This is a genomic window from Streptococcus sp. 2018110, from assembly GCF_019754115.1.
Classification (GTDB): Bacteria; Bacillota; Bacilli; order Lactobacillales; family Streptococcaceae; genus Streptococcus; species Streptococcus hashimotonensis.
Window position 1 is genome coordinate 328,654 of the sequence record NZ_JAIJZO010000001.1, and the last position, 19,573, is coordinate 348,226.

A 19,573-nucleotide genomic window follows, 5' to 3' on the forward strand; every position below is an offset into this window, starting at 1 on the left:
GTGAGCAATAGCTCGCCTTTTTTACCTTCTAATATCATAACGTAACATAGCAATTCCATCTGTGACAGTTGACTCTACCAAGAGCAATTTCTTTTCTTCCAAAAGTGAGGCAAAAAGTGGAATACCGTCACCCAAAATAGTAGGAATAATCCCAATAATAAGGTGATCAATCACTCCCGCCTCTAAACAGTCCTGAACCAGACTTGCCCCACCAAACAACCAAATATCTCCACCTTCTTGAGAGCGAAGTTCCATAATCTCCCCGATGACGTCCCTTACGAAACGCACATTACCATAGTCCGTCTGCTCAGTATGACTCGCAACGATAAATTGCTTTTCCTGATATCCTTCAATCATTTCCAACGGACAATCTTCTAATGATTTTCTCCCCATCACAACTGTATCACAGTTGTTAAAGAATTTTTGATTATCAAACTGTAAGACCGTATCGTATTTATCGGTACCATGTCCTTCAATCCAATCGTAGCTTCCATCCTTACGTGCAATAAATCCATCTAAACTCATTGCAATATTTAACACCAATCGTCTCACAATTAACCTCATTTCATACCTTAGTGACAAACTATTATACCAGTCATTCTTCCTATTCTCAACCAAAAGTCCCTATAACTCCTCTTCCTTTGAATAGGACAATTATTCATTTCCTATACAGCAAAGAACATGATAAAAAGGCCCACTGGACCTTTCAAAACCTAGATAAACTCCTAAAAATATATAAAAAATTGAAGAAGTTTGCGAAAGATAGCAAGTCATTAAACTCTTAGAAACATTGATATTTCGGCATTTCTGAGAACTTTTTTATTTTCAACATAAAGAAAAAAAGATTGAAGAAAATTGACCAAAATGGACTTTTTCTTCAATCTGAAAGGCCCACTGGACCTTATTCGCTTTCGTATTTTCAAGCTCATGATAAAAAGGTCCACTGGACCTTTTTATTTAGATTTGATATAGTTGATACCGTCTGCTTTAGGAGCGACTGCTTTACCAAAGAAAGCAGACAGGGCAATAACAGTAATCAAATATGGTGCAATTTGAAGATAAACCGTTGGAATATCTTTCAATCCTGGTAATTGTCCACCCACTACTGCTAAACTTTGCGAAAGACCGAAGAATAGACTGGCAAGCATAGCGCCAATTGGATTCCACTTACCGAAAATTACAGCTGCTAGAGCGATGAAACCTGAACCTACGATTGTTGTTGCAGAGAAGTTGATATTCACTGATTGAGCACTTACAGCTCCACCAACACCACCAAGGAAACCAGCAATCAACACACCTGCATAACGCATAGCGTAGACATTGATTCCCAAAGTATCCGCTGCCTGCGGATGTTCACCTACTGAACGAAGGCGCAAACCAAACTTGGTTTTATAAAGGATGAACCAAGCAAGAAATGCTGTTGCAATAGCTACATAACCCATCAAGCTTGTATTTTTGAAGAAAATTTCACCAATGATTGGAATATCTGCCAAGATAGGGAATGAAAATTTACCAAATGATTCAGTAATACTATCAGTTTGACCCTTATTATAGATAACCTTGACTAGGAAAACTCCCAATGCTGGAGCCAAAAGGTTCAACACCGTACCTGAGACAACGTGGTCTGCACGGAAATTAATCGTCGCCATCGCATGAATAGCGGCAAAGACAACACCAGCAAGACCTCCTACAATAACAGCTAATAATGGAGTAGCATTACCAAATGTCCCTGCAAATTCGATATTGAAAACAACACCAGCAAAGGCACCGATAACCATGATTCCTTCTAGACCAACGTTTACAATACCACCGCGTTCAGAGAAAACTCCTCCAAGACTGGTAAAGATTAAGGGTGCTGAATAAATCAACATTTGCGAAATGAGTAAGGCAAGAATTGAAACATTCATCTTATTTCGCTCCTTTCGCTTTATTTCTAGATTTTAATAATTGTTCAAAAATAAATTTCACACCGATAAAGAAAATGATTGATGCAGTAACAACGTTGATCAATTCAGGTGGAATCTGTGCACGTACCATACCTGGGGCACCGACAGAAAGAACACCGAATAGAAAGGCAGCCAATGGAATACCTAACGGTGAATTAGAAGCTAAAAGCGCTACTGACATACCATTAAAACCAATATCCAAGTTACCGCTTTGAATGTAAACGTTTTGGAAAGTCCCCAAACCTTGGATAGCTCCCCCAAGACCCGCAAGAGCACCTGAAATAATCATAGATAGAATAATCGTACGCTTCGCAGACATACCCGCATAATCCGATGCTGTTGGGTTAAGCCCCACTGAGCGAATCTCAAAACCAAGAGTTGTTTTGGTCAATAGGAACCAAATCACAAAAACTGCAATCATGGCAAAGAAAATACCAATATTCATACGTGAGTTATCTGTCAATGCACGGAGCCACTCTGTTTGGTAAGAGGCATTTGCTGACACGTTAACTGTCGAGTCTGTATTCTTCATCAAACTATCTGCAAATACATCACGAATGATATAGTTACATGAATAGAGTAAGATGTAGTTCATCATAATCGTAACGATAACTTCACTTGTTCCCAAATAGGCACGTAGAATACCTGGAATAGCTCCAGCAATACCGCCTGCCAACATAGCAATCAAGACTGTTCCCAAAATCAAAACTGGACGTGGTAAGTCAGGATTCGCCAAGGCAAACCATCCCGCAAAAACCCAACCAACATAGGCCTGACCAGACAAACCAACGTTGAAGAAACCTGCACGACTAGCTACTGCGAAACCGAGAGCAGTGAAAACAAGTGGTGCCATTGCACGGAAAATTTCACCAATTGATTTGATATTACCAAAAGCTGAATAGAATAACTCTTCATAGCCCCAAATTGGATCGTAGCCAAAAACAAGCATGACAATCGCTCCAAGTAGGATACCGCTGACCACAGCCATTAATGGAAGGGCCAAATTCTTATATTTATTAAGCATGTTCTTCTCCCTTCTCAATATGTCCACCTGCCATCAAGACGCCTAACTCTTGTTTATTGGTCTTAGCAGGTTCAACAATACCATGGATGACACCATCATGGATAACAGCAATTCTATCTGATACATCCAAAATTTCATCCAATTCGAAGCTAACAACAAGAACAGCCTTACCCTTATCACGTTCTGCAATGAGACGCTTACGAATATACTCAATAGCACCAACGTCCAAACCGCGTGTTGGTTGGCTAACAATGAAAAGGTCTGGGTTGCGATCGATTTCACGCGCGATGATAGCTTTTTGCTGGTTACCGCCTGAAAGAGCCTTGATTGGAACGAGTTCACTCGCCCCACGAACGTCAAATTCTTCCATTAATGCGCGTGCTTTTTCATTAATGATATTATAGTTCAAGATACCATTTTTCGAAATCGGTTCTTTATAGTAAGTTTGAAGCGCAAAGTTCTCAGCAACAGTCATCGGAAGAACGAGTCCATCGCGATGACGATCTTCGGGAACGTGGCTCACTTGCATTTCTGTAATTTTACGTGGAGTTTTACCAACTACCTCCTCACCTTTGATAGTGATTGAGCCAGATTTTACCTTACGTAAACCAGTGATTGCCTGAATCAACTCACTTTGACCGTTTCCGTCGATACCGGCAATACCAACAACCTCACCTGCTCGAACATCAAGCGACAAGCCCTTAACTGCTGGAATACCACGGTTTTCATTGACAACCAAATCCTTAATTGACAAAATGACTTCTTTAGGACTCGCTTCAACTTTCTCTGTTTTAAAGGAAACGGAACGTCCAACCATCCACTCAGCCAAATCTTGGTTTGTTGCACCTTCAACGGCAACTGTTTCGATTGATTTACCACGACGAATAACTGTTACACTATCGGCAACTGCACGAATTTCATCCAATTTGTGCGTAATCAAAATAATAGATTTACCTTCTTCAACCAAGGCTTTCATAATTTTCAAGAGCTCTGCAATTTCCGCAGGGGTCAATACAGCTGTCGGCTCATCAAAAATTAAAAGGTCTGCTCCACGGTAAAGTGTTTTAAGGATTTCTACACGTTGCTGTGCACCCACAGAAATATCTGCAACCTTTGCAGTTGGATCAACTTCAAGACCATACTTAGCAGAAAGTTCTTTAATTTCTGCGATAGCTTTTTTAAGGTCAATCACGCCACCTTTGGTGGTTTCAGAACCAAGAATGATGTTCTCAGCAACTGTGAAAGCATCAACCAACATAAAGTGTTGGTGCACCATACCAATACCCAATTGGGCTGCTTTGGATGGAGAGTCAATCTTCACGGATTGACCGTTGATAACAATTTCACCGCTTGTAGGTTCCAACAAGCCAGCAAGCATGTTCATCAGAGTAGATTTACCCGCACCATTCTCACCAAGAAGGGCATGGATTTCACCACGTCTGACATTCAAATTGATGTGGTCATTTGCTACAAATTCACCAAATATCTTAGTGATATTGCGCATTTCAATGACATAATCCTTAGTCATAATCTATTATCCTTTCTGACTATAGCCTTCTGAAAATTCTTCAGTACTACTTTAGTACCTTAAAATTCTTCATCAACTATACCATTTTTGTCAGTAAAACCTACCATAGCTGATAGGCTTTACTGAGAAAAATCTCAGCCCGAAAACGGCGACCCCGTCGGGTCGCCGAATCGGAATTGTCGAAAAGAAATTCATTAAGGTTTTTCAGGAACTTCTACTTTGCCATCCAAGATAGCTTGCTTAGCATCTGCAACTGCTTTAGAAGCATCTTCTGAAAGGTTAGTTTCTGCCAATTCAACACCTTTATCTTTCAATGAGAATTGAAGTACTTGACCACCAGGGAATTCACCTGCGACAGCTTTAGTTGCAATATCTTTAACTGAAGTACCAACTTGTTTCAATGTTGAAGCCAATACAAAGTTAGAAGACTTACCATCTTTAGAAGTGTATTCACCTTCTGCTGATTGGTCACGGTCAACACCGATTACCCAAACTTTATCTGCTTCATTACGAGTTTCATTTTCTGCTTTAGCAGCAGCAAATACACCGTTACCAGTACCACCAGAAGCGTGGAAGATAACATCTGCACCTGCAGCATATTGAGCAGCTGCAAGAGTTTGACCTTTAGCAGCATCACCAAATGAACCTGCATAGTCAACTGTAATCTTGATATCTTTGTTTACAGACTTAGCACCCGCAACGAAACCAGCTTCAAAGCGATCGATGATAACACCTTCCATACCACCGATGAAACCTACGTGGTTTGTTTTAGTTGACTTAGCTGCAGCAACACCAGCAAGATATGATGCTTCATGGTCTGCGAAACCTACGCTAACTACGTTGTCTTGATCTGGAACAACACTATCCACGATTACATAGTGTGTGTCAGGATTATTTGGTGCAACCTCAGCAATCGCACTCTCCAAGGCAAAACCAATACCGAACACAAGGTTGTAACCACCAGCAACAGCTGAATCAAGGTTTGTGATGTATTCTGATTCATTAGCTGATTGGAAGTAATCGTAGCCATTACCTTTAGAAAGACCAGCTGCATTACCCCATTCTTGAAGACCTTCCCATGCAGATTGGTTAAATGAACGGTCATCAACACCACCAATGTCAGTAACGATAGCAGCTTTCACAGATGTGTCCGCTGATGAAGATGCCTCTGAGCTACTGCTTTTTGAAGCACGGTTACCACATGCAGCCAAAGATACAGCCGCAACAGCTGCTAGACCAAGTCCAACAAGTTTCTTGTTCATTTCTGAACCCTCCTAAAAATCTTTTTGCAACTACATTGTTGCAGAGTAATATTGCTACAGTCAAATGACTGTCATACAGACTAGGTTAAGTCTGTAAAGGAATATGGAAGTAATTCCCCGACTGTCATCTCGACTGTCGATTTATCTTTAGCGACCAAGGTCACTTTTAAATCCTTATCAAAAAATTCTGCCATAACTTGGCGACAAGCTCCACAAGGAGATATTGGCTTTTCTGTTTCACCATAAATAATGATTTCAGAAAAATCTTTCACACCTTCAGAAATGGCCTTGAAAATAGCTGTCCTTTCAGCGCAATTGGTCAAACCAAAGCTCGCATTTTCAATGTTTACACCCGTAAATATTTCCCCTGTCTTAGCTACAAGAACTGCACTAACTGGAAACTTTGAGTACGGTACGTATGCTTTTTGACTGTTTTTTACAGCTAATTCAATTAAATCAATAGTCTCCATCCGCCTGTGCTCCATTCATGATTGCCACGCCTGATGACGCACCAATACGAGACGCTCCTGCTTCGATAAAGGCAATGGCATCTTCATACGAACGTGCACCACCTGAAGCCTTCACTCCCATGTCAGGACCCACTGTTTTTCTCATTAAGGCAACATCCGCTACTGTAGCACCGCCTGTAGAAAATCCTGTAGATGTTTTAACATAGTCCGCACCAGCTTCTTGAGATAATTGACAAGCTTTCACTTTCTCATCGTCAGTAAGGAGACATGCTTCGATGATAACTTTGACTAGTTTATCACCACTTGCTGCTACAACAGCTTTAATATCCTCCAAAACCAAATCGTAATTTCCAGTTTTCAGAGCACCGATATTGATAACCATGTCAATCTCATCTGCTCCATTTGAAATTGCATCTTTTGTTTCGAATGCTTTTACAGCAGGTGTGTTTGCTCCGAGAGGGAAACCAATAACCGTACAAACTTTTACATCACTATCTTTCAAGCTTTCAGCTGCTAAAGCGACCCAAGTTGGGTTAACACAGACACTTGCAAAATCATATTCTTTTGCTTCTGCCAAAATCTTTTCAACCTGCTCTTGTGTTGTCTCAGGTTTCAAGATTGTATGGTCAATATATTTATTCAATTTCATGGTTTTCTCCGTACATTAAGAAATAATCTCTATGATTTCTTTCGTTTTTACACTTTCTTTATCTATTTTAACATTTTTTCGGAAATTTGTAAGCATGTTTTCCGAAATATTTTCATTGGCATAAATCGTTGCGATTTGCTCGCCTTTAGAAACAGCTTCCCCCACTTTCTTATGGAAAACAATACCTGTTTCATAATCTAAATTGTCAGTCTTGACTGCGCGACCTGCACCAAGTTTCATTGCAAAGAGACCGAATTCCAACGCAGGAAGCCCCACAAGGTATCCATCCTCCTCCGCAAGAACTGGAACTTGCTGTGTAACCTGAACTGGACGATATAAATCTTCTAAGTCACCACCTTGGGCAAGGACCATCTCTTCAAATTTCTTCAAAGCTGCACCATTGTCAATATGTTGGCGTACTTCTTCAATGCTTTTCTCAACATTAGCAAGTCCCAACATAATTTGGGCTAGTTCACAGATAAATTCGGTAACATCTTCTCGACCTTTACCTTGTAAAATTTCAATAGCCTCTAAAATTTCCAAACGATTTCCAATCGAAGTTCCAACTGGTTGAGACATGTCAGTCAAAACTGCAACTGTCTTACGCCCAACCGCCTTCCCAAGATCCACCATGGTTTTAGCTAGAACCCGTGCTTCTTCAACGGTCTTCATGAAGGCGCCTTCTCCCACTGTTACATCTAGAAGAATCGCATCCGCACCTGCGGCAATTTTCTTAGACATTACCGAGCTGGCAATCAGTGGAATAATGTCAACGGTTGCTGTCACATCTCGAAGGGCATAGAGCAATTTATCAGCTTTGACAAGATTGTCTGACTGTCCAATAACTGCAACACCAGTATCTTGAACTTGCTTGATGAAATCTTCTTGACTAACTTCAATCTGGTATCCTTTGATTGACTCTAACTTATCCAAGGTTCCGCCAGTATGACCAAGTCCACGACCGCTCATCTTTGCAACTGGAATATCAAAACTTGCTACCAATGGCGCTAAGATGAGTGTGACCTTATCTCCGACACCACCTGTAGAATGCTTATCTACCTTGATGCCTGGAATTGCAGACAAATCAATCTGTTCACCCGTTGCAACCATGGACATTGTCAAATCAGAAATCTCACGTGTTGACATCCCTTTGAAATAAATCGCCATCGCCAAGGCTGACATTTGATAATCCGGTACTGTCCCGGCTACATATCCATCAATCAACCATTTGATTTCTTCAGACGATAGTTCTAAGCCATCACGCTTTTTTTGAATTAAATCAACTGCTCTCATTCTCTCACACTTTCAAGGATGTAGTAACCCTTGTCTTTCTTTATAATCTGGCAGTTGCCGAACACCTCTTCCATCTTAGCCTTGGCACTCGGTGCACCTTGTTTCTTTTGAATGACAATGGTCAAGGTTCCGTTTGCCTCTAAGCGTTGAAAGGCTCCAGCAATTACTTCATGTACAACCGATTTTCCGGCCCGAATAGGTGGATTTGAAACAATATGATTGAATGTTTCGTCCACGTTTTCGTAGATATTGGATTGATAAATTTTAGCGGTAACACCATTCCTCTCAGCATTTTTTGTAGCTAAATCCAAAGCTCTGCTATTAATATCAATCAGTGTTGTCTTGGTGCTGAACACCTTAGCAAGTGTCAAACCAATTGGTCCATAACCGCAACCAACATCCAACACCGATGCCCCTTTTTCAAAATGAAGGGTTTTTAAAAGCACTTGACTACCATAATCAACCATCTTCTTGCTAAAAACACCTGCATCTGTCATGAAAGACATTGGGGTGTCTAGTAAGTTTACGTGGATTTCATGAATATCATGTGCTACTGTAGGATTTTTTTCGTAATACATATTGGACATGTACTTATTATAACATTTCCTAAAAACGTTTTCAAGAGTTTTTCTTACATGAAAAATATGATAAAATGAAATCGATATTGAAACGCTTACCTATAGGAAGAATTATGTATGAAAAATGAATTTTTAAATTTTGAACAAATTGACCGAGCCACTTGGCAACAACTACATCGTAAGACTACCATTCCACTTAGTCAAAGCGAACTAAATTCTATTAAAAGTTTTAACGACCGCATCCAATTACATGAGGTTTCTGACATCTATCTTCCTTTGGTTAATCTTATCCATATCTATCGGAAAGCACGCAAAGACCTAAATTTTACGAAGAGTTTATTTCTACAGAAAACTATCAAGCCTCAACCATTTATCATTGGCGTTTCTGGAAGTGTTGCTGTCGGAAAATCAACAACTAGTAGATTGCTACAAATTCTTATCGCTCGGACATTTAAACACGCCAAGGTTGAATTAGTGACAACGGATGGATTTCTCCATCCAAATGCGGTTTTAGAAGAACGGCAACTGTTAAATAAAAAGGGGTTTCCTGAGTCCTATGACATGGAGAAATTGATTGATTTCCTTGATAAGATAAAAAACGGCTACGACTGCCAAATTCCTGTCTATTCACATGAAATCTATGATATTGTCCCCAACAAAACTCAGGAGATTAAGTCTCCAGATTTCTTGATTGTTGAAGGAATCAATGTATTTCAAAATCCACAAAACCAGCGCCTCTATGTCAGTGACTATTTTGACCTGTCTGTATACGTTGACGCTGATGTGGAGCATATTGAAACCTGGTACTTGGAGCGATTCCAAAAATTATTGACATTGGCAAAAAATGACCCTAACAACTATTACCATCGTTTTACCCAGATGACGTACCCTGAGATTCTGTCTATTGCCCAGAATACTTGGAAAAACATTAATCTAGCTAACTTAGAAAAATTCATTGAACCAACCAGAAACCGTGCTGATATTATTCTTCATAAGGCCGAAAACCATGAGATTGATAAAATTTATCTAAAAAAATAAATTTCACTTGTCAAAAATACTCTTTTCAGATATAATGGTATAGTTAGTACAAGAAAGGGTGGAGGTGAAACCATTGGCAAACATTAAGTCAGCTATCAAACGCGCTGAATTGAACGTTAAACAAAACGAGAAAAACTCAGCACAAAAATCAGCTATGCGTACTGCAATCAAAGCATTTGAAGCTAACCCATCTGAAGAGCTTTTCCGTGCTGCTAGTTCAGCAATCGATAAAGCAGAAACTAAAGGTTTGATTCACAAAAACAAAGCAAGCCGCGATAAAGCACGTCTTGCATCAAAACTTGCTTAATTAAAAAAGAAACCTTTGGGTTTCCTTTTTTTTTATTTTTTTCCATCATAAGGAGACGGGACAAAGTGGATTAGTTTTTCCCTCGATGAATAGCATCATTAACTCGTCAACCACAAATCCCTCACTAGGATTATACACCTAGTGAGGGATTTATGTTCGTTTTCATTGAGGGCGGAGCCACCATGGATGTCTTTCCCACTCCCTATTTTTTATTATTAAGAAAGAACACGCTCCTTGAGATTCAAACTAATTCGTTAGAACCAATCTGCCAGTTCAAATGTATAGGTTTGGTCATTATAATAGTACTGATACTCTCCTACATCGCCCAAAGCCTGAAAAATAGCATTATTTTCAGTAGAGGCCAATGTAATCATTTGTTGCATTGCTTCTGCTGTTCCGAATTGCAAGACTACTTTATCCGTACCTTGTAGTCGCTGGTCAGTGATGGACTGTAAAACTGCAGCTTCATCAAAGCTTGTGAAATAAACTCCCTTTTGAACATAGTAATTCAATGAATTATCTGTACACTTTGGATAGATCAATGCTCTAGGTTCGTAATATTGTTCTTCTCCCCAGTAGTCGAGGAGGTCGGTATCAGCAATTCTACTTCTCTCTAATATTTCATCAGGGACACATAGATAATCGTATGAAATATCTGTATGCGCTTCTCCACTTATAGCTTGATCAAAAACTGGATCTCCCCAAGTCGTATCAACACCATAGTATTGTCCATTTATCTTGACTAGATTCCAAGCATGCCCAAACTCACCGTTTTGCCCATTTTTTGCAATCCCTGTGACATAGATACAATCAATGCCTGCTTTTTTACATAGATATTGGAAGGTGCGACTATAGCCAGCACAAACGGATTTCTTATCTAATAGCACACTGGTAATTCCTTGACTTCTCCACGTGACAGAGTTGGTTTGTAGGGCTTCAAGGTCGTATTCCGTTTGCTTTATAATCACCTCGTAAAAATATTTAACCTTCTCATAGTCCGATCCTGTTGGTGCCTGAGCAAGTATCTTATTCACTTCCTCTTCTATTTTATTTCGTGTCGGAGATAAATCAGTCGGATACGCTGGCTCTTCTAAATCCAATATATCAACTCCGCCACTCATTGCCGCTTCATCTGTCAGCCAGTAAAATTCTGGATAATCATGAGCGACAGAAAAATAGACGCGCGAATATATTTCATCATTAACAGAATCAATATCGATCACTTGCATCCGCTTGCTGAGCCCATTAACAAATTGGAGATAGACACGACGCTCCTTATCAGTATCCAATTGTTGGTAGTAGAAATTTCCTTGAACCTCTTCTTTTAATGCTGTTAATTCTGCTTCTAGTTGCTTTTTTTCTTTAGAAAATTCAATTTTAGCTGCTTCCAAACGTTCACTCAGCTCTTGTCCTCCTCCTGAACAAGCAGAAAGGACTGTCGCCGACAATAATATGGTTAAAACGCCACGAGAAACTCTCCTCATATTTACCTCCATTCTTGTTTAAGTATAACATAATTAGGAGGCTTCTGACAAACTATACAAAAAAATTAGACTAGAATTTTCCTAGCCTAATAATATTGTTTTATTTAGGTAATCCTACCTCAAAAATAGTTCCTTTCGGTTGGTTATCTCTAACAGAGATTTTCCCACCTAGTGTCTTAATAATTTGCTGAGCCAACGATAATCCTAGACCGAAACCACCTTTTTGACGTGTTCTGGCCTTATCAACTCGATAAAAGCGATCAAAGATTTTCTTCTTATCGGCATCGCTGATTCCCAAACCATTGTCGGCAACTGTGAAGTAGACAGATTTATCCTTGATATTAGCTGTAATTTGAATTCTGCCATCATCGTCGGTATACTTCATGGCATTGTCAAATAAAATGGTGAGCAACTGTTTAATCAGGACCTTATCTGTTCGAATCGGCTGATGAATCAAATTATTAACTGTTAGTGTTTTTCCATTTTCTTCGGCAATCATAAGGTAATTAGCAAAGATTTCATCAAAATAGTTCGGTTGGACATCGATCATATCGACTTTTAAGCCATCATCACGACGAGCCAAATTGAGCAAGTTCGTTGTCAATAATCGCATATTTCGGACTTCTTCCAAACTAGATCCGATGCTTTCACTACTCTCTAAAATCGTCGCTTCGGGATGGCGAAACAGGCTCTCCAAACGATTTTGGAGAACAGCCAGCGGCGTACGCAACTCATGACTAGCATTTTCGACAAAGTCCTTTTGTTTTTGATAGCTGATTAGAATTGGACGCATGCTAAGATTTGATAGGTAAATACTGGCCAAGATAGAAATGAGCCAAGCTGATACCATAACAATAGCAACTGTCGATTCATAGGTCTCAATGGAGGATTTTATCTGGCTGACATTCACTAAAATTGTCGCATATTTTATATCATAGGACGAATAATAACCTAGTTCATCTGTAGCCAGCTCAATCGTCACATAGCGATAATCTTCAGACATACCGAAGCTTGATTCAACCGTTGCTTCCTTAATTTCGCCCAATTTTTCCTTATCTAACGGTAGGTCGGCCAAACCAGTAAAAGTATCCGGATTGACCATTTCTCCACTTTTACTATAGAGTAAGACATGAGTATTGACACCTAATCTCAGCTGATCTCCATCTCTAGTATTTTTTTGATCTTTAGGAACAGGCATGCTATCTGAGCTAGAGCTCGTCGTTTCTTCACTAGTTGGGCTATCTTGAAGTATAAAGACAGAGTTGGGCTCATAGGTTCTTGCGATTGCAAAACCAACAGCCATCGCTGGTTCTTCCTTAATCCGTTTCAAGGTATTATCGGAATTTTGATACATAGTTGAACGCATTAATTGAAAAATGATAGCTGTCATCAAGCCAAAAATCAGGGTAAATACTGCAAAATAACGGATAAAGAAGGAAAATTTATCCGTATACACTAATTTTCTGATTCGCTTAGGCATTTTTTAGAATGTACCCGACACTACGCAGGGTTTGAAGATTTTCCCCAAAGGTCGTTCCTTTCAACTTTTTCCTAATTTTAGAAACATATACTTCTACTACTGAAATTGTAGTATCACTGTCAAAGCCCCAAATACGGTCAAAAATTTGTGTTTTTGGCAAAATAACATTTTGGTTTTGCAAGAAATAAACTAGTAGATCAAATTCTTTTCCTAGCAGTTCAACTTCTTCGCCATTTACCATCGTCATATTTGTAGATAGGTCAACTGTCACATCTCCAAAGGTTAGTGTGTTTTCATTAAACTTACCCGCTCGTTTTAATAGAGCTTGAATTCGCATCTTCAATTCTTCTAAATAAAACGGTTTTGTCAAGTAGTCATCAGCTCCCAATTCAAAACCATGGCCTTTATCCTCTAGACTTTCCTTGGCTGTTGTAATTAGAACAGGTGTCGTAACACCTTTTTCACGTAACTCTTTCAAAACTTGGAAGCCATCTTTTTCAGGCAACATCAAATCCAAAAGAATCAAATCATAAACGCCTGTTTCCGCCTCATAAACGCCCTCTTCGCCATCAAAAACCTGCATAACATCCGCAAAATCATCTAAGAAATCGAAAACAGAATTTGATAGGCTTAAATCATCTTCCACTAACAATATTTTAATCATCATATACTCCTTACGTTTCGGTTTAATAAACAAACCAAAGACCTAGGCACAGGGCATGGTCTTTAATAGAAATGGTTAGATAAAGTCCCACTGTGACCATCTAAAAATGAATGACTGGGTAGGCTTTATCTAACTATTTATTGATACGTGTTCATTATATCATGGAACAAGTAGAAACCAAAATCTCAATGTTTATTGATTAGAAGAACTACTATCCCCTGAAATGTGAGCTTTAATTTCTTGATTCTTCTCCTTTAAAGCATTCACTTCATCAGAAGAAGTACTCGAGTTTGACTGGGTTGCTCCACTTGTTGCATCAGGAGGGGTTGTACCTTGGCTAGGACCTCCTTGACCTGGTGGCATGCCTTGGCTAGCTCCACCTTGACCTGGTGGCATACCTTGGGTATTCGCAGATGCGGCTACCTGTCCATTTGTTGCTGCAGAATTATTTTGCGCCAAACTTGCCTGACTTTGTGTTGAAACTCCTGTTGAGCTTTTCGAAATACTCATCCCCCCTGCAAAGCCCAAGGTAGCAGCCGAAATAGCAACTGCAGCTAGTACTGTTTTTGACTGTGACTTAAATTGATTAATAAATGACATGAAATTCCTCTTTTCAATAGAATATTATCAGAATGAGGCCCACTAAATAACTCCTCTTTACCTGATGATAATAGTATAGTATTAAAAACTTAAACCAAGCTAAAGAAATCCAGCATTTTTATAAAAGTTTATTACATAAAAAAGAAGCCCTCTCGGACTTCTGAATTACAACTCTGTAATATCACCTGTGCGTAGATAAACAACCCACTCACAAATATTTTTAGCATAATCACCGACACGTTCCAAGTAGGTTAAAACTTGGTAATAGTCGCGACCAGCAACCAAGGATTCTGGATTCTTCTTGATTTCTTCCGTTGTCAATTCTTGGATACTTGAATAAAACTCATTAACAACCTCATCACGAGCAGCTACTTCATATGCGACTTCCATATCCGCATCACCAAGATAAAGCTCCAAAGTTTCTTCAACAAGTTTTCGAACTTCGCGCCCCATCTTCTTCACTTCATCTTCAACTACTGGAATACGGACTTCGCCTTTCATACGAATAGCAGCTTTTGCGATCGAAACTGCGTGGTCTCCCATACGTTCTAAGTCACTTGTTGCTTTCAAGACAGTGATTACTCGACGTAAATCTGTAGAAACTGGTTGTTGCAAAGCAATAATCTCTAAAGATTTCTTTTCGAGTTTAATTTCAAAATCATTGATTTTTTTATCGGCTTCGATCACTTCTTTAGCCAATTCACGATCATGAGTTGTAAAGGCACGAACAGCATTATTAATTTGAGCCAAAACTTCATTTCCCATCGCGTAAAATTGATTGTGAAGTTTTCCTAATTCTTCTTCAAACTGCGCTCTTAACATATAAACCTCTTTTCTTTTTAACAGGCCTAACCAAACTTACCTGTAATATAATCTTCTGTCTCTTTGTTTGCAGGGTTCATGAACATTTCTTTTGTCAAATTGTATTCTATCAAATCGCCATCAAGGAAGAAACCTGTTCGATCTGAAATACGTGATGCCTGTTGCATAGAACGTGTTACTAGCACCATTGTATACCTATCTTTCAGACCATAAAGTGTGTCCTCAATTTTACCAGCCGAGATTGGGTCAAGTGCTGATGTTGGCTCATCCAACAAAATAATTTTTGGGCTTGTCGCCAATACGCGGGCCACACATACACGTTGCTGCTGACCACCTGAAAGTCCAACTGCCGAGTCATGCAAGCGATCTTTCACTTCATTCCAAATAGAAGCACCAATCAAGGAACGCTCAACTGCTTCGTCCAAGACCTGCTTGTCCTTGATACCGTTAATACGTAAACCATAAACGACATTCTCGTAGATAGACATAGGGAATGGGTTTGGTTGTTGGAAGACCATACCGATTTCCTTACGAAGATCAACAGTATCCGTACGAGGACTGTATATGTTTTTTCCGTTGTAATCAATCGCACCTGTCAATGTTACCTCTGGATTTAAATCTCCCATACGGTTAATAGAACGCAAGAGGGTTGACTTACCAGAACCAGATGGTCCAATCAAAGCAGTAATTTCATTTGGATAGAAATCGATTGACACATTATTCAAGGCTTTTTTCTTGTTATAGTAAACAGACAAATCTTTTACTTGTAAAATAGGTGATGTCATTTGTTCCCTTTCTATCCAAAATGTCCTGAAACGTAGTCACTAGTTGACTTGAGTTTTGCATTCTGGAAGACGTTTGCTGTCTTATCATATTCAATCAAGTCACCCAGATAGAAGAAAGCTGTGTAATCACTTGCACGTGCTGCTTGTTGCATATTGTGCGTAACAATGATAATGGTGTAGTCCTTCTTCAATTCAAACATAGTTTCTTCTAACTGCATAGTCGCAATCGGGTCCAAGGCTGATGCAGGCTCATCCATAAGCAAGATTTGTGGTTTTACAGAGATAGCTCGTGCAATACACAAACGCTGTTGCTGTCCACCTGATAAGGTAAAGGCTGACTTGTGCAAGTCATCTTTTACCTGATCCCAAAGGGCTGCTTGTTTCAGAGAAGTTTCAACAATCTCATCCAAAACCTGCTTATCTTTCACGCCTGCACGTTCATGTGCAAATGTGATGTTACGATAAATAGATTTTGCAAATGGGTTGGGACGTTGGAATACCATTCCGATATGCTTACGAATTTCGTAAACGTTCATATCTGGTCTATTGATGTCGATTCCTTCATAAAGAATTTGACCGGTTACCTTAGCAATATCAATAGTATCATTCATACGATTAAGACTGCGAAGATAGGTTGATTTCCCACACCCTGATGGTCCAATCAAGGCTGTAATTTTATTTTTTTCGAACTGCATATCAATGCCCTTGATCGCTTCATTTTTACCATAGTAAACATGAACATCTTTTGTCGAAAGGGCGATATTCTCCTCTGGAAAAGTAATGATATGGCGTTCATTCCAGTTGTAATCTGCCATTTTTTCTCCTTATAAGTCAGACTTCTAGGCTGCTGAAGTCATTTTCGCATGAAGTTTCTTACCGATATATCGTGCAGAAAGGTTGAAAATCAAGATGAAAACCAAGAGGATTGCTGCTGAACCAGCAGAAACTTGGGTTGCATCTGGGATTGTACCTTCGCTGTTTACCTTCCAGATATGAACCGCAAGGGTTTCTGATTGACGGAAGATAGAAATCGGACTAGTAACACTCAATGGATTCCAGTTTGACCAGTCAAGAGCTGGAGCTGACTGACCAGCCGTGTAGATAAGAGCTGCTGCCTCACCGAAGATACGACCAGATGCCAAGACGATACCTGTTACAATCCCTGGAAGTGCTTCTGGAATAACAACATGGAGAACAGTTTCCCAACGTGATAGACCAAGAGCCAATCCTGCTTCACGTTGTGTATGGTGAACGTGACGAAGGCTGTCCTCTACGTTACGTGTCATCTGTGGTAAGTTGAAGACTGTAAGAGCCAAGGCACCTGATAAGATAGAAAAACCGTACTCAAACTGAACAACGAAAATCAAGTAACCAAACAAACCAACGACAACGGACGGTAGGGATGATAAAATCTCAATACAGGTACGGATAAAGTTCGTCAATGGACCTTTTTTAGCATATTCAGCCAAATAAATACCTGCACCGGTTGACAAGGGAACAGAAATTAAGAGCGTTACAACCAATAGGAAGAATGAGTTGTAGAGCTGAATTCCAATACCACCACCAGCTTTGTAAGATGAAGATTTACTTGTCAAAAAATCCCAGCTTACATGTGGCAGACCACGTAGCAAGATGTAAAGAATCAGTGATGTCAAGATAACGACAATCACACCAGCGATTGAGTAAAGAATACCAGTCGCCAATTTATCAAATTTTTTAGCGTGCATAGTTTTTCTTACCCTCTCTCGTAATAAATTTCATAATCATGTTAAAGATAAGGCTCATCAAGAGCAAGACTAGGGCCAAGGACCATAGGACGTTGTTCTGAACAGTTCCCATAACCGTATTACCGATACCCATTGTCAAAACAGAAGTCAAAGTCGCTGCTGGCGTTGTCAATGAAGTTGGAATCACTGCTGAGTTACCAACCACCATCTGAATCGCCAAGGCTTCACCAAAGGCACGCGCCATACCAAAGATAACGGCCGTAAAAATACCTGGCTTAGCTGCGTTCAAAATAACACGCCAAATCGTCTGCCAGCGAGTGGCTCCCATAGCCAAACTTGCTTCGCGGTAATGACGAGGTACTGCACGCAAACTGTCAACCGTCATAAAGGTTACTGTTGGCAAAATCATAACGAAAAGTACAAATACACCCGACAAGATACCAAAACCTGTTCCACCGAAAATTGAACGTACAAATGGTACAACTACTTGCAAACCAATGAAACCATATACAACCGATGGAATACCAACCAAAAGTTCGATAACAGGTTGTAAGATTTTTGCACCACGTTTTGGTGATATTTCTGTCATGAAGACCGCTGCACCGATTGCGATAGGGGTCGCAACAACAGCTGACAGAATCGTAACAATGAAAGAACCTGAAATCATTGGCAGGGCACCAAATATTTTCGAGCTTGGTTCCCACTTGCTTCCAAATAAGAAATCAGTGATGCTCACACCGTCAACAAAGAAAGTCGATAATCCACGCTGCGCAACGAAAATCAAAATCATTGCAACAATAAAGACAATCAATGATAGACAAAGGAATGTAATTACCTTACCAAACTTCTCTAATCGAGAATTTTTAGATGGAGACGATAACTCTTTTGCTAGTTGTTCGTTTTTCATGCTTACTCCTTCTCAGTCACCGTGCCATCAGCACTTTTCACAACTTTCATATCGTTGATAGAAATGTATCCCATACTTTCAACGATACCATTTTGAACTTCATCTGACATCATGTAATCTAAAAATTCTTCTGTCAAATCAGTCGCTTTTCCCATCGTATACATATGCTCATAGGACCAAATTGGCCAATCATTTGTTGCTACATTTTCAGCAGTTGGTTCAAAACCGTTTAGCTTAATTGTTTTAACGGAATCATCTATATAAGCAAATGATAGGTAGGAAATTGCACCTGGTGTCTGAGCAACAATAGATTTTACCATACCGTTAGAATCTTGTTCTTGACTCTGAGCTGCGGTTTGTCCATCCATGATAACACTATCAAAGGTCGCACGCGAACCTGAACTAGCTGCACGGTTAATGATTGAAATTTCCAAATCCTTACCACCTAGTTCTTTCCAGTTGGTAATCTCACCAGTAAAAATTTTACGCAAATCTTCTGTAGTAATATCTTTAACCGATACTTGCTCATTTACAATAACGGCTAAACCAGCTACTGCTACTTGATGGTCAACAAGTTTACTTGCATCAATACCATCTTTTTCCTCAGCAAATACGTCAGAGTTACCAATCTGAACAGCTCCAGACTGAACTTGTGACAAGCCAGTACCTGATCCTCCACCCTGAACGTTGATGGATTTACCGATATTGACACTACCAAATTCATCTGCTGCTGCCTCAACAAGTGGTTGAAGCGCTGTCGAACCTACGGCTGTAATAGACTCTCCTCGATCGATCCAAGAAGAACAACCAGAAAGAGCCATACTACTCAAAAGAAACAAAGCTGCAATTCCAAGCTTCTGCTTTTTTTTCATTTCGTTTTTTCCTTTACATTTTTCAGTGGAATCTCCTAAAATTAACTCTGTATTTTACATAGAATTTACAAGATATTTCCACTCATCCACTATATCATATAAAAAGACAAGTTGCAAAAAAAATCTGCTGATTTATT

Annotated in this window: 21 protein-coding genes; 2 read left to right on the forward strand and 19 right to left on the reverse strand. The window is 39.6% G+C overall.

What is annotated here, in order from left to right; genetic code table 11:
* Positions 1-21: 21 nt before the first annotated feature.
* From K5Q34_RS01595 to K5Q34_RS01635, 9 genes are all read right to left on the reverse strand, one after another.
* Positions 22-552, reverse strand: coding sequence for a dihydrofolate reductase family protein (locus K5Q34_RS01595; RefSeq protein ID WP_221864393.1), 531 nt, complete (start codon positions 550-552; stop codon positions 22-24).
* Positions 553-953: 401 nt separating this feature from the next.
* On the reverse strand, positions 954-1,907 hold the full coding sequence (locus K5Q34_RS01600; RefSeq protein WP_012775589.1) for an ABC transporter permease: 954 nt from the start codon (positions 1,905-1,907) through the stop codon (positions 954-956).
* A gap of 1 nt (position 1,908) precedes the next feature.
* Positions 1,909-2,970, reverse strand: a complete 1,062-nt coding sequence (locus K5Q34_RS01605) for an ABC transporter permease (protein ID WP_029172131.1) — start codon at positions 2,968-2,970, stop codon at positions 1,909-1,911.
* The gene (locus tag K5Q34_RS01610) at positions 2,963-4,498 is read right to left on the reverse strand and encodes an ABC transporter ATP-binding protein (protein WP_002935272.1); all 1,536 of its coding nucleotides are present in this window, start codon (positions 4,496-4,498) and stop codon (positions 2,963-2,965) included. Before K5Q34_RS01610 ends, K5Q34_RS01605 begins: the two co-directional genes overlap by 8 nt.
* 194 nt (positions 4,499-4,692) lie before the next feature.
* Positions 4,693-5,760 (reverse strand): BMP family protein, encoded by a 1,068-nt coding sequence (locus K5Q34_RS01615; RefSeq protein ID WP_002940836.1) that lies wholly within the window; start codon positions 5,758-5,760, stop codon positions 4,693-4,695.
* Between the two features lie 80 nt (positions 5,761-5,840).
* On the reverse strand, positions 5,841-6,230 hold the full coding sequence (locus tag K5Q34_RS01620; protein WP_002940839.1) for a cytidine deaminase: 390 nt from the start codon (positions 6,228-6,230) through the stop codon (positions 5,841-5,843).
* Positions 6,217-6,879, reverse strand: coding sequence for a deoxyribose-phosphate aldolase (deoC, locus tag K5Q34_RS01625; protein WP_002935276.1), 663 nt, complete (start codon positions 6,877-6,879; stop codon positions 6,217-6,219). The genes K5Q34_RS01620 and deoC overlap by 14 nt, the downstream gene beginning before the upstream one ends.
* A gap of 15 nt (positions 6,880-6,894) precedes the next feature.
* Entirely contained in the window at positions 6,895-8,172 is a 1,278-nt protein-coding gene (locus tag K5Q34_RS01630) for a pyrimidine-nucleoside phosphorylase (RefSeq protein ID WP_221864394.1), read from the reverse strand.
* Positions 8,169-8,759, reverse strand: a complete 591-nt coding sequence (locus K5Q34_RS01635) for a class I SAM-dependent methyltransferase (protein WP_024376492.1) — start codon at positions 8,757-8,759, stop codon at positions 8,169-8,171. The genes K5Q34_RS01630 and K5Q34_RS01635 overlap by 4 nt, the downstream gene beginning before the upstream one ends.
* 108 nt (positions 8,760-8,867) lie before the next feature.
* On the opposite strand from K5Q34_RS01635, the gene coaA reads away from it, so the two are divergent.
* Entirely contained in the window at positions 8,868-9,788 is a 921-nt protein-coding gene (coaA, locus tag K5Q34_RS01640; RefSeq protein ID WP_172115319.1) for a type I pantothenate kinase, read from the forward strand.
* A gap of 58 nt (positions 9,789-9,846) precedes the next feature.
* Positions 9,847-10,095, forward strand: coding sequence for a 30S ribosomal protein S20 (gene rpsT, locus K5Q34_RS01645; protein ID WP_012027069.1), 249 nt, complete (start codon positions 9,847-9,849; stop codon positions 10,093-10,095).
* Positions 10,096-10,349: 254 nt separating this feature from the next.
* Here rpsT and K5Q34_RS01650 read toward each other — a convergent pair whose 3' ends face one another.
* From K5Q34_RS01650 to K5Q34_RS01695, 10 genes are all read right to left on the reverse strand, one after another.
* Complete coding sequence (locus K5Q34_RS01650; protein ID WP_172115321.1) at positions 10,350-11,579, reverse strand: transglutaminase domain-containing protein; 1,230 nt, start codon at positions 11,577-11,579, stop codon at positions 10,350-10,352.
* Positions 11,580-11,679: 100 nt separating this feature from the next.
* Positions 11,680-13,059 carry a cell wall metabolism sensor histidine kinase WalK gene (locus K5Q34_RS01655; RefSeq protein ID WP_044762919.1) on the reverse strand — a complete coding sequence of 460 codons (1,380 nt, stop codon included), beginning with the start codon at positions 13,057-13,059 and terminating at the stop codon, positions 11,680-11,682.
* Entirely contained in the window at positions 13,052-13,723 is a 672-nt protein-coding gene (locus K5Q34_RS01660) for a response regulator transcription factor (RefSeq protein WP_009909965.1), read from the reverse strand. Before K5Q34_RS01660 ends, K5Q34_RS01655 begins: the two co-directional genes overlap by 8 nt.
* Before the next feature lie 192 nt (positions 13,724-13,915).
* The gene (locus K5Q34_RS01665; protein WP_172115323.1) at positions 13,916-14,323 is read right to left on the reverse strand and encodes a hypothetical protein; all 408 of its coding nucleotides are present in this window, start codon (positions 14,321-14,323) and stop codon (positions 13,916-13,918) included.
* A 165-nt stretch (positions 14,324-14,488) separates the two neighbouring features.
* Positions 14,489-15,145, reverse strand: a complete 657-nt coding sequence (gene phoU, locus K5Q34_RS01670; RefSeq protein ID WP_024413748.1) for a phosphate signaling complex protein PhoU — start codon at positions 15,143-15,145, stop codon at positions 14,489-14,491.
* Positions 15,146-15,171: 26 nt separating this feature from the next.
* A complete protein-coding gene (gene pstB / locus K5Q34_RS01675) occupies positions 15,172-15,930 on the reverse strand; it encodes a phosphate ABC transporter ATP-binding protein PstB (protein WP_105211953.1) in 759 nt (252 codons plus the stop codon).
* Between the two features lie 11 nt (positions 15,931-15,941).
* The gene (gene pstB, locus K5Q34_RS01680; RefSeq protein WP_002940866.1) at positions 15,942-16,745 is read right to left on the reverse strand and encodes a phosphate ABC transporter ATP-binding protein PstB; all 804 of its coding nucleotides are present in this window, start codon (positions 16,743-16,745) and stop codon (positions 15,942-15,944) included.
* Positions 16,746-16,769: 24 nt separating this feature from the next.
* Positions 16,770-17,657 carry a phosphate ABC transporter permease PstA gene (gene pstA, locus K5Q34_RS01685; protein WP_014635996.1) on the reverse strand — a complete coding sequence of 296 codons (888 nt, stop codon included), beginning with the start codon at positions 17,655-17,657 and terminating at the stop codon, positions 16,770-16,772.
* Positions 17,647-18,564: a phosphate ABC transporter permease subunit PstC gene (pstC, locus tag K5Q34_RS01690; RefSeq protein ID WP_002937619.1), complete on the reverse strand. Its 918-nt coding sequence runs from the start codon at positions 18,562-18,564 to the stop codon at positions 17,647-17,649. Before pstC ends, pstA begins: the two co-directional genes overlap by 11 nt.
* A gap of 2 nt (positions 18,565-18,566) precedes the next feature.
* Entirely contained in the window at positions 18,567-19,436 is an 870-nt protein-coding gene (locus K5Q34_RS01695; protein WP_024385295.1) for a phosphate ABC transporter substrate-binding protein PstS family protein, read from the reverse strand.
* Between the last annotated feature and the right edge of the window lie 137 nt (positions 19,437-19,573).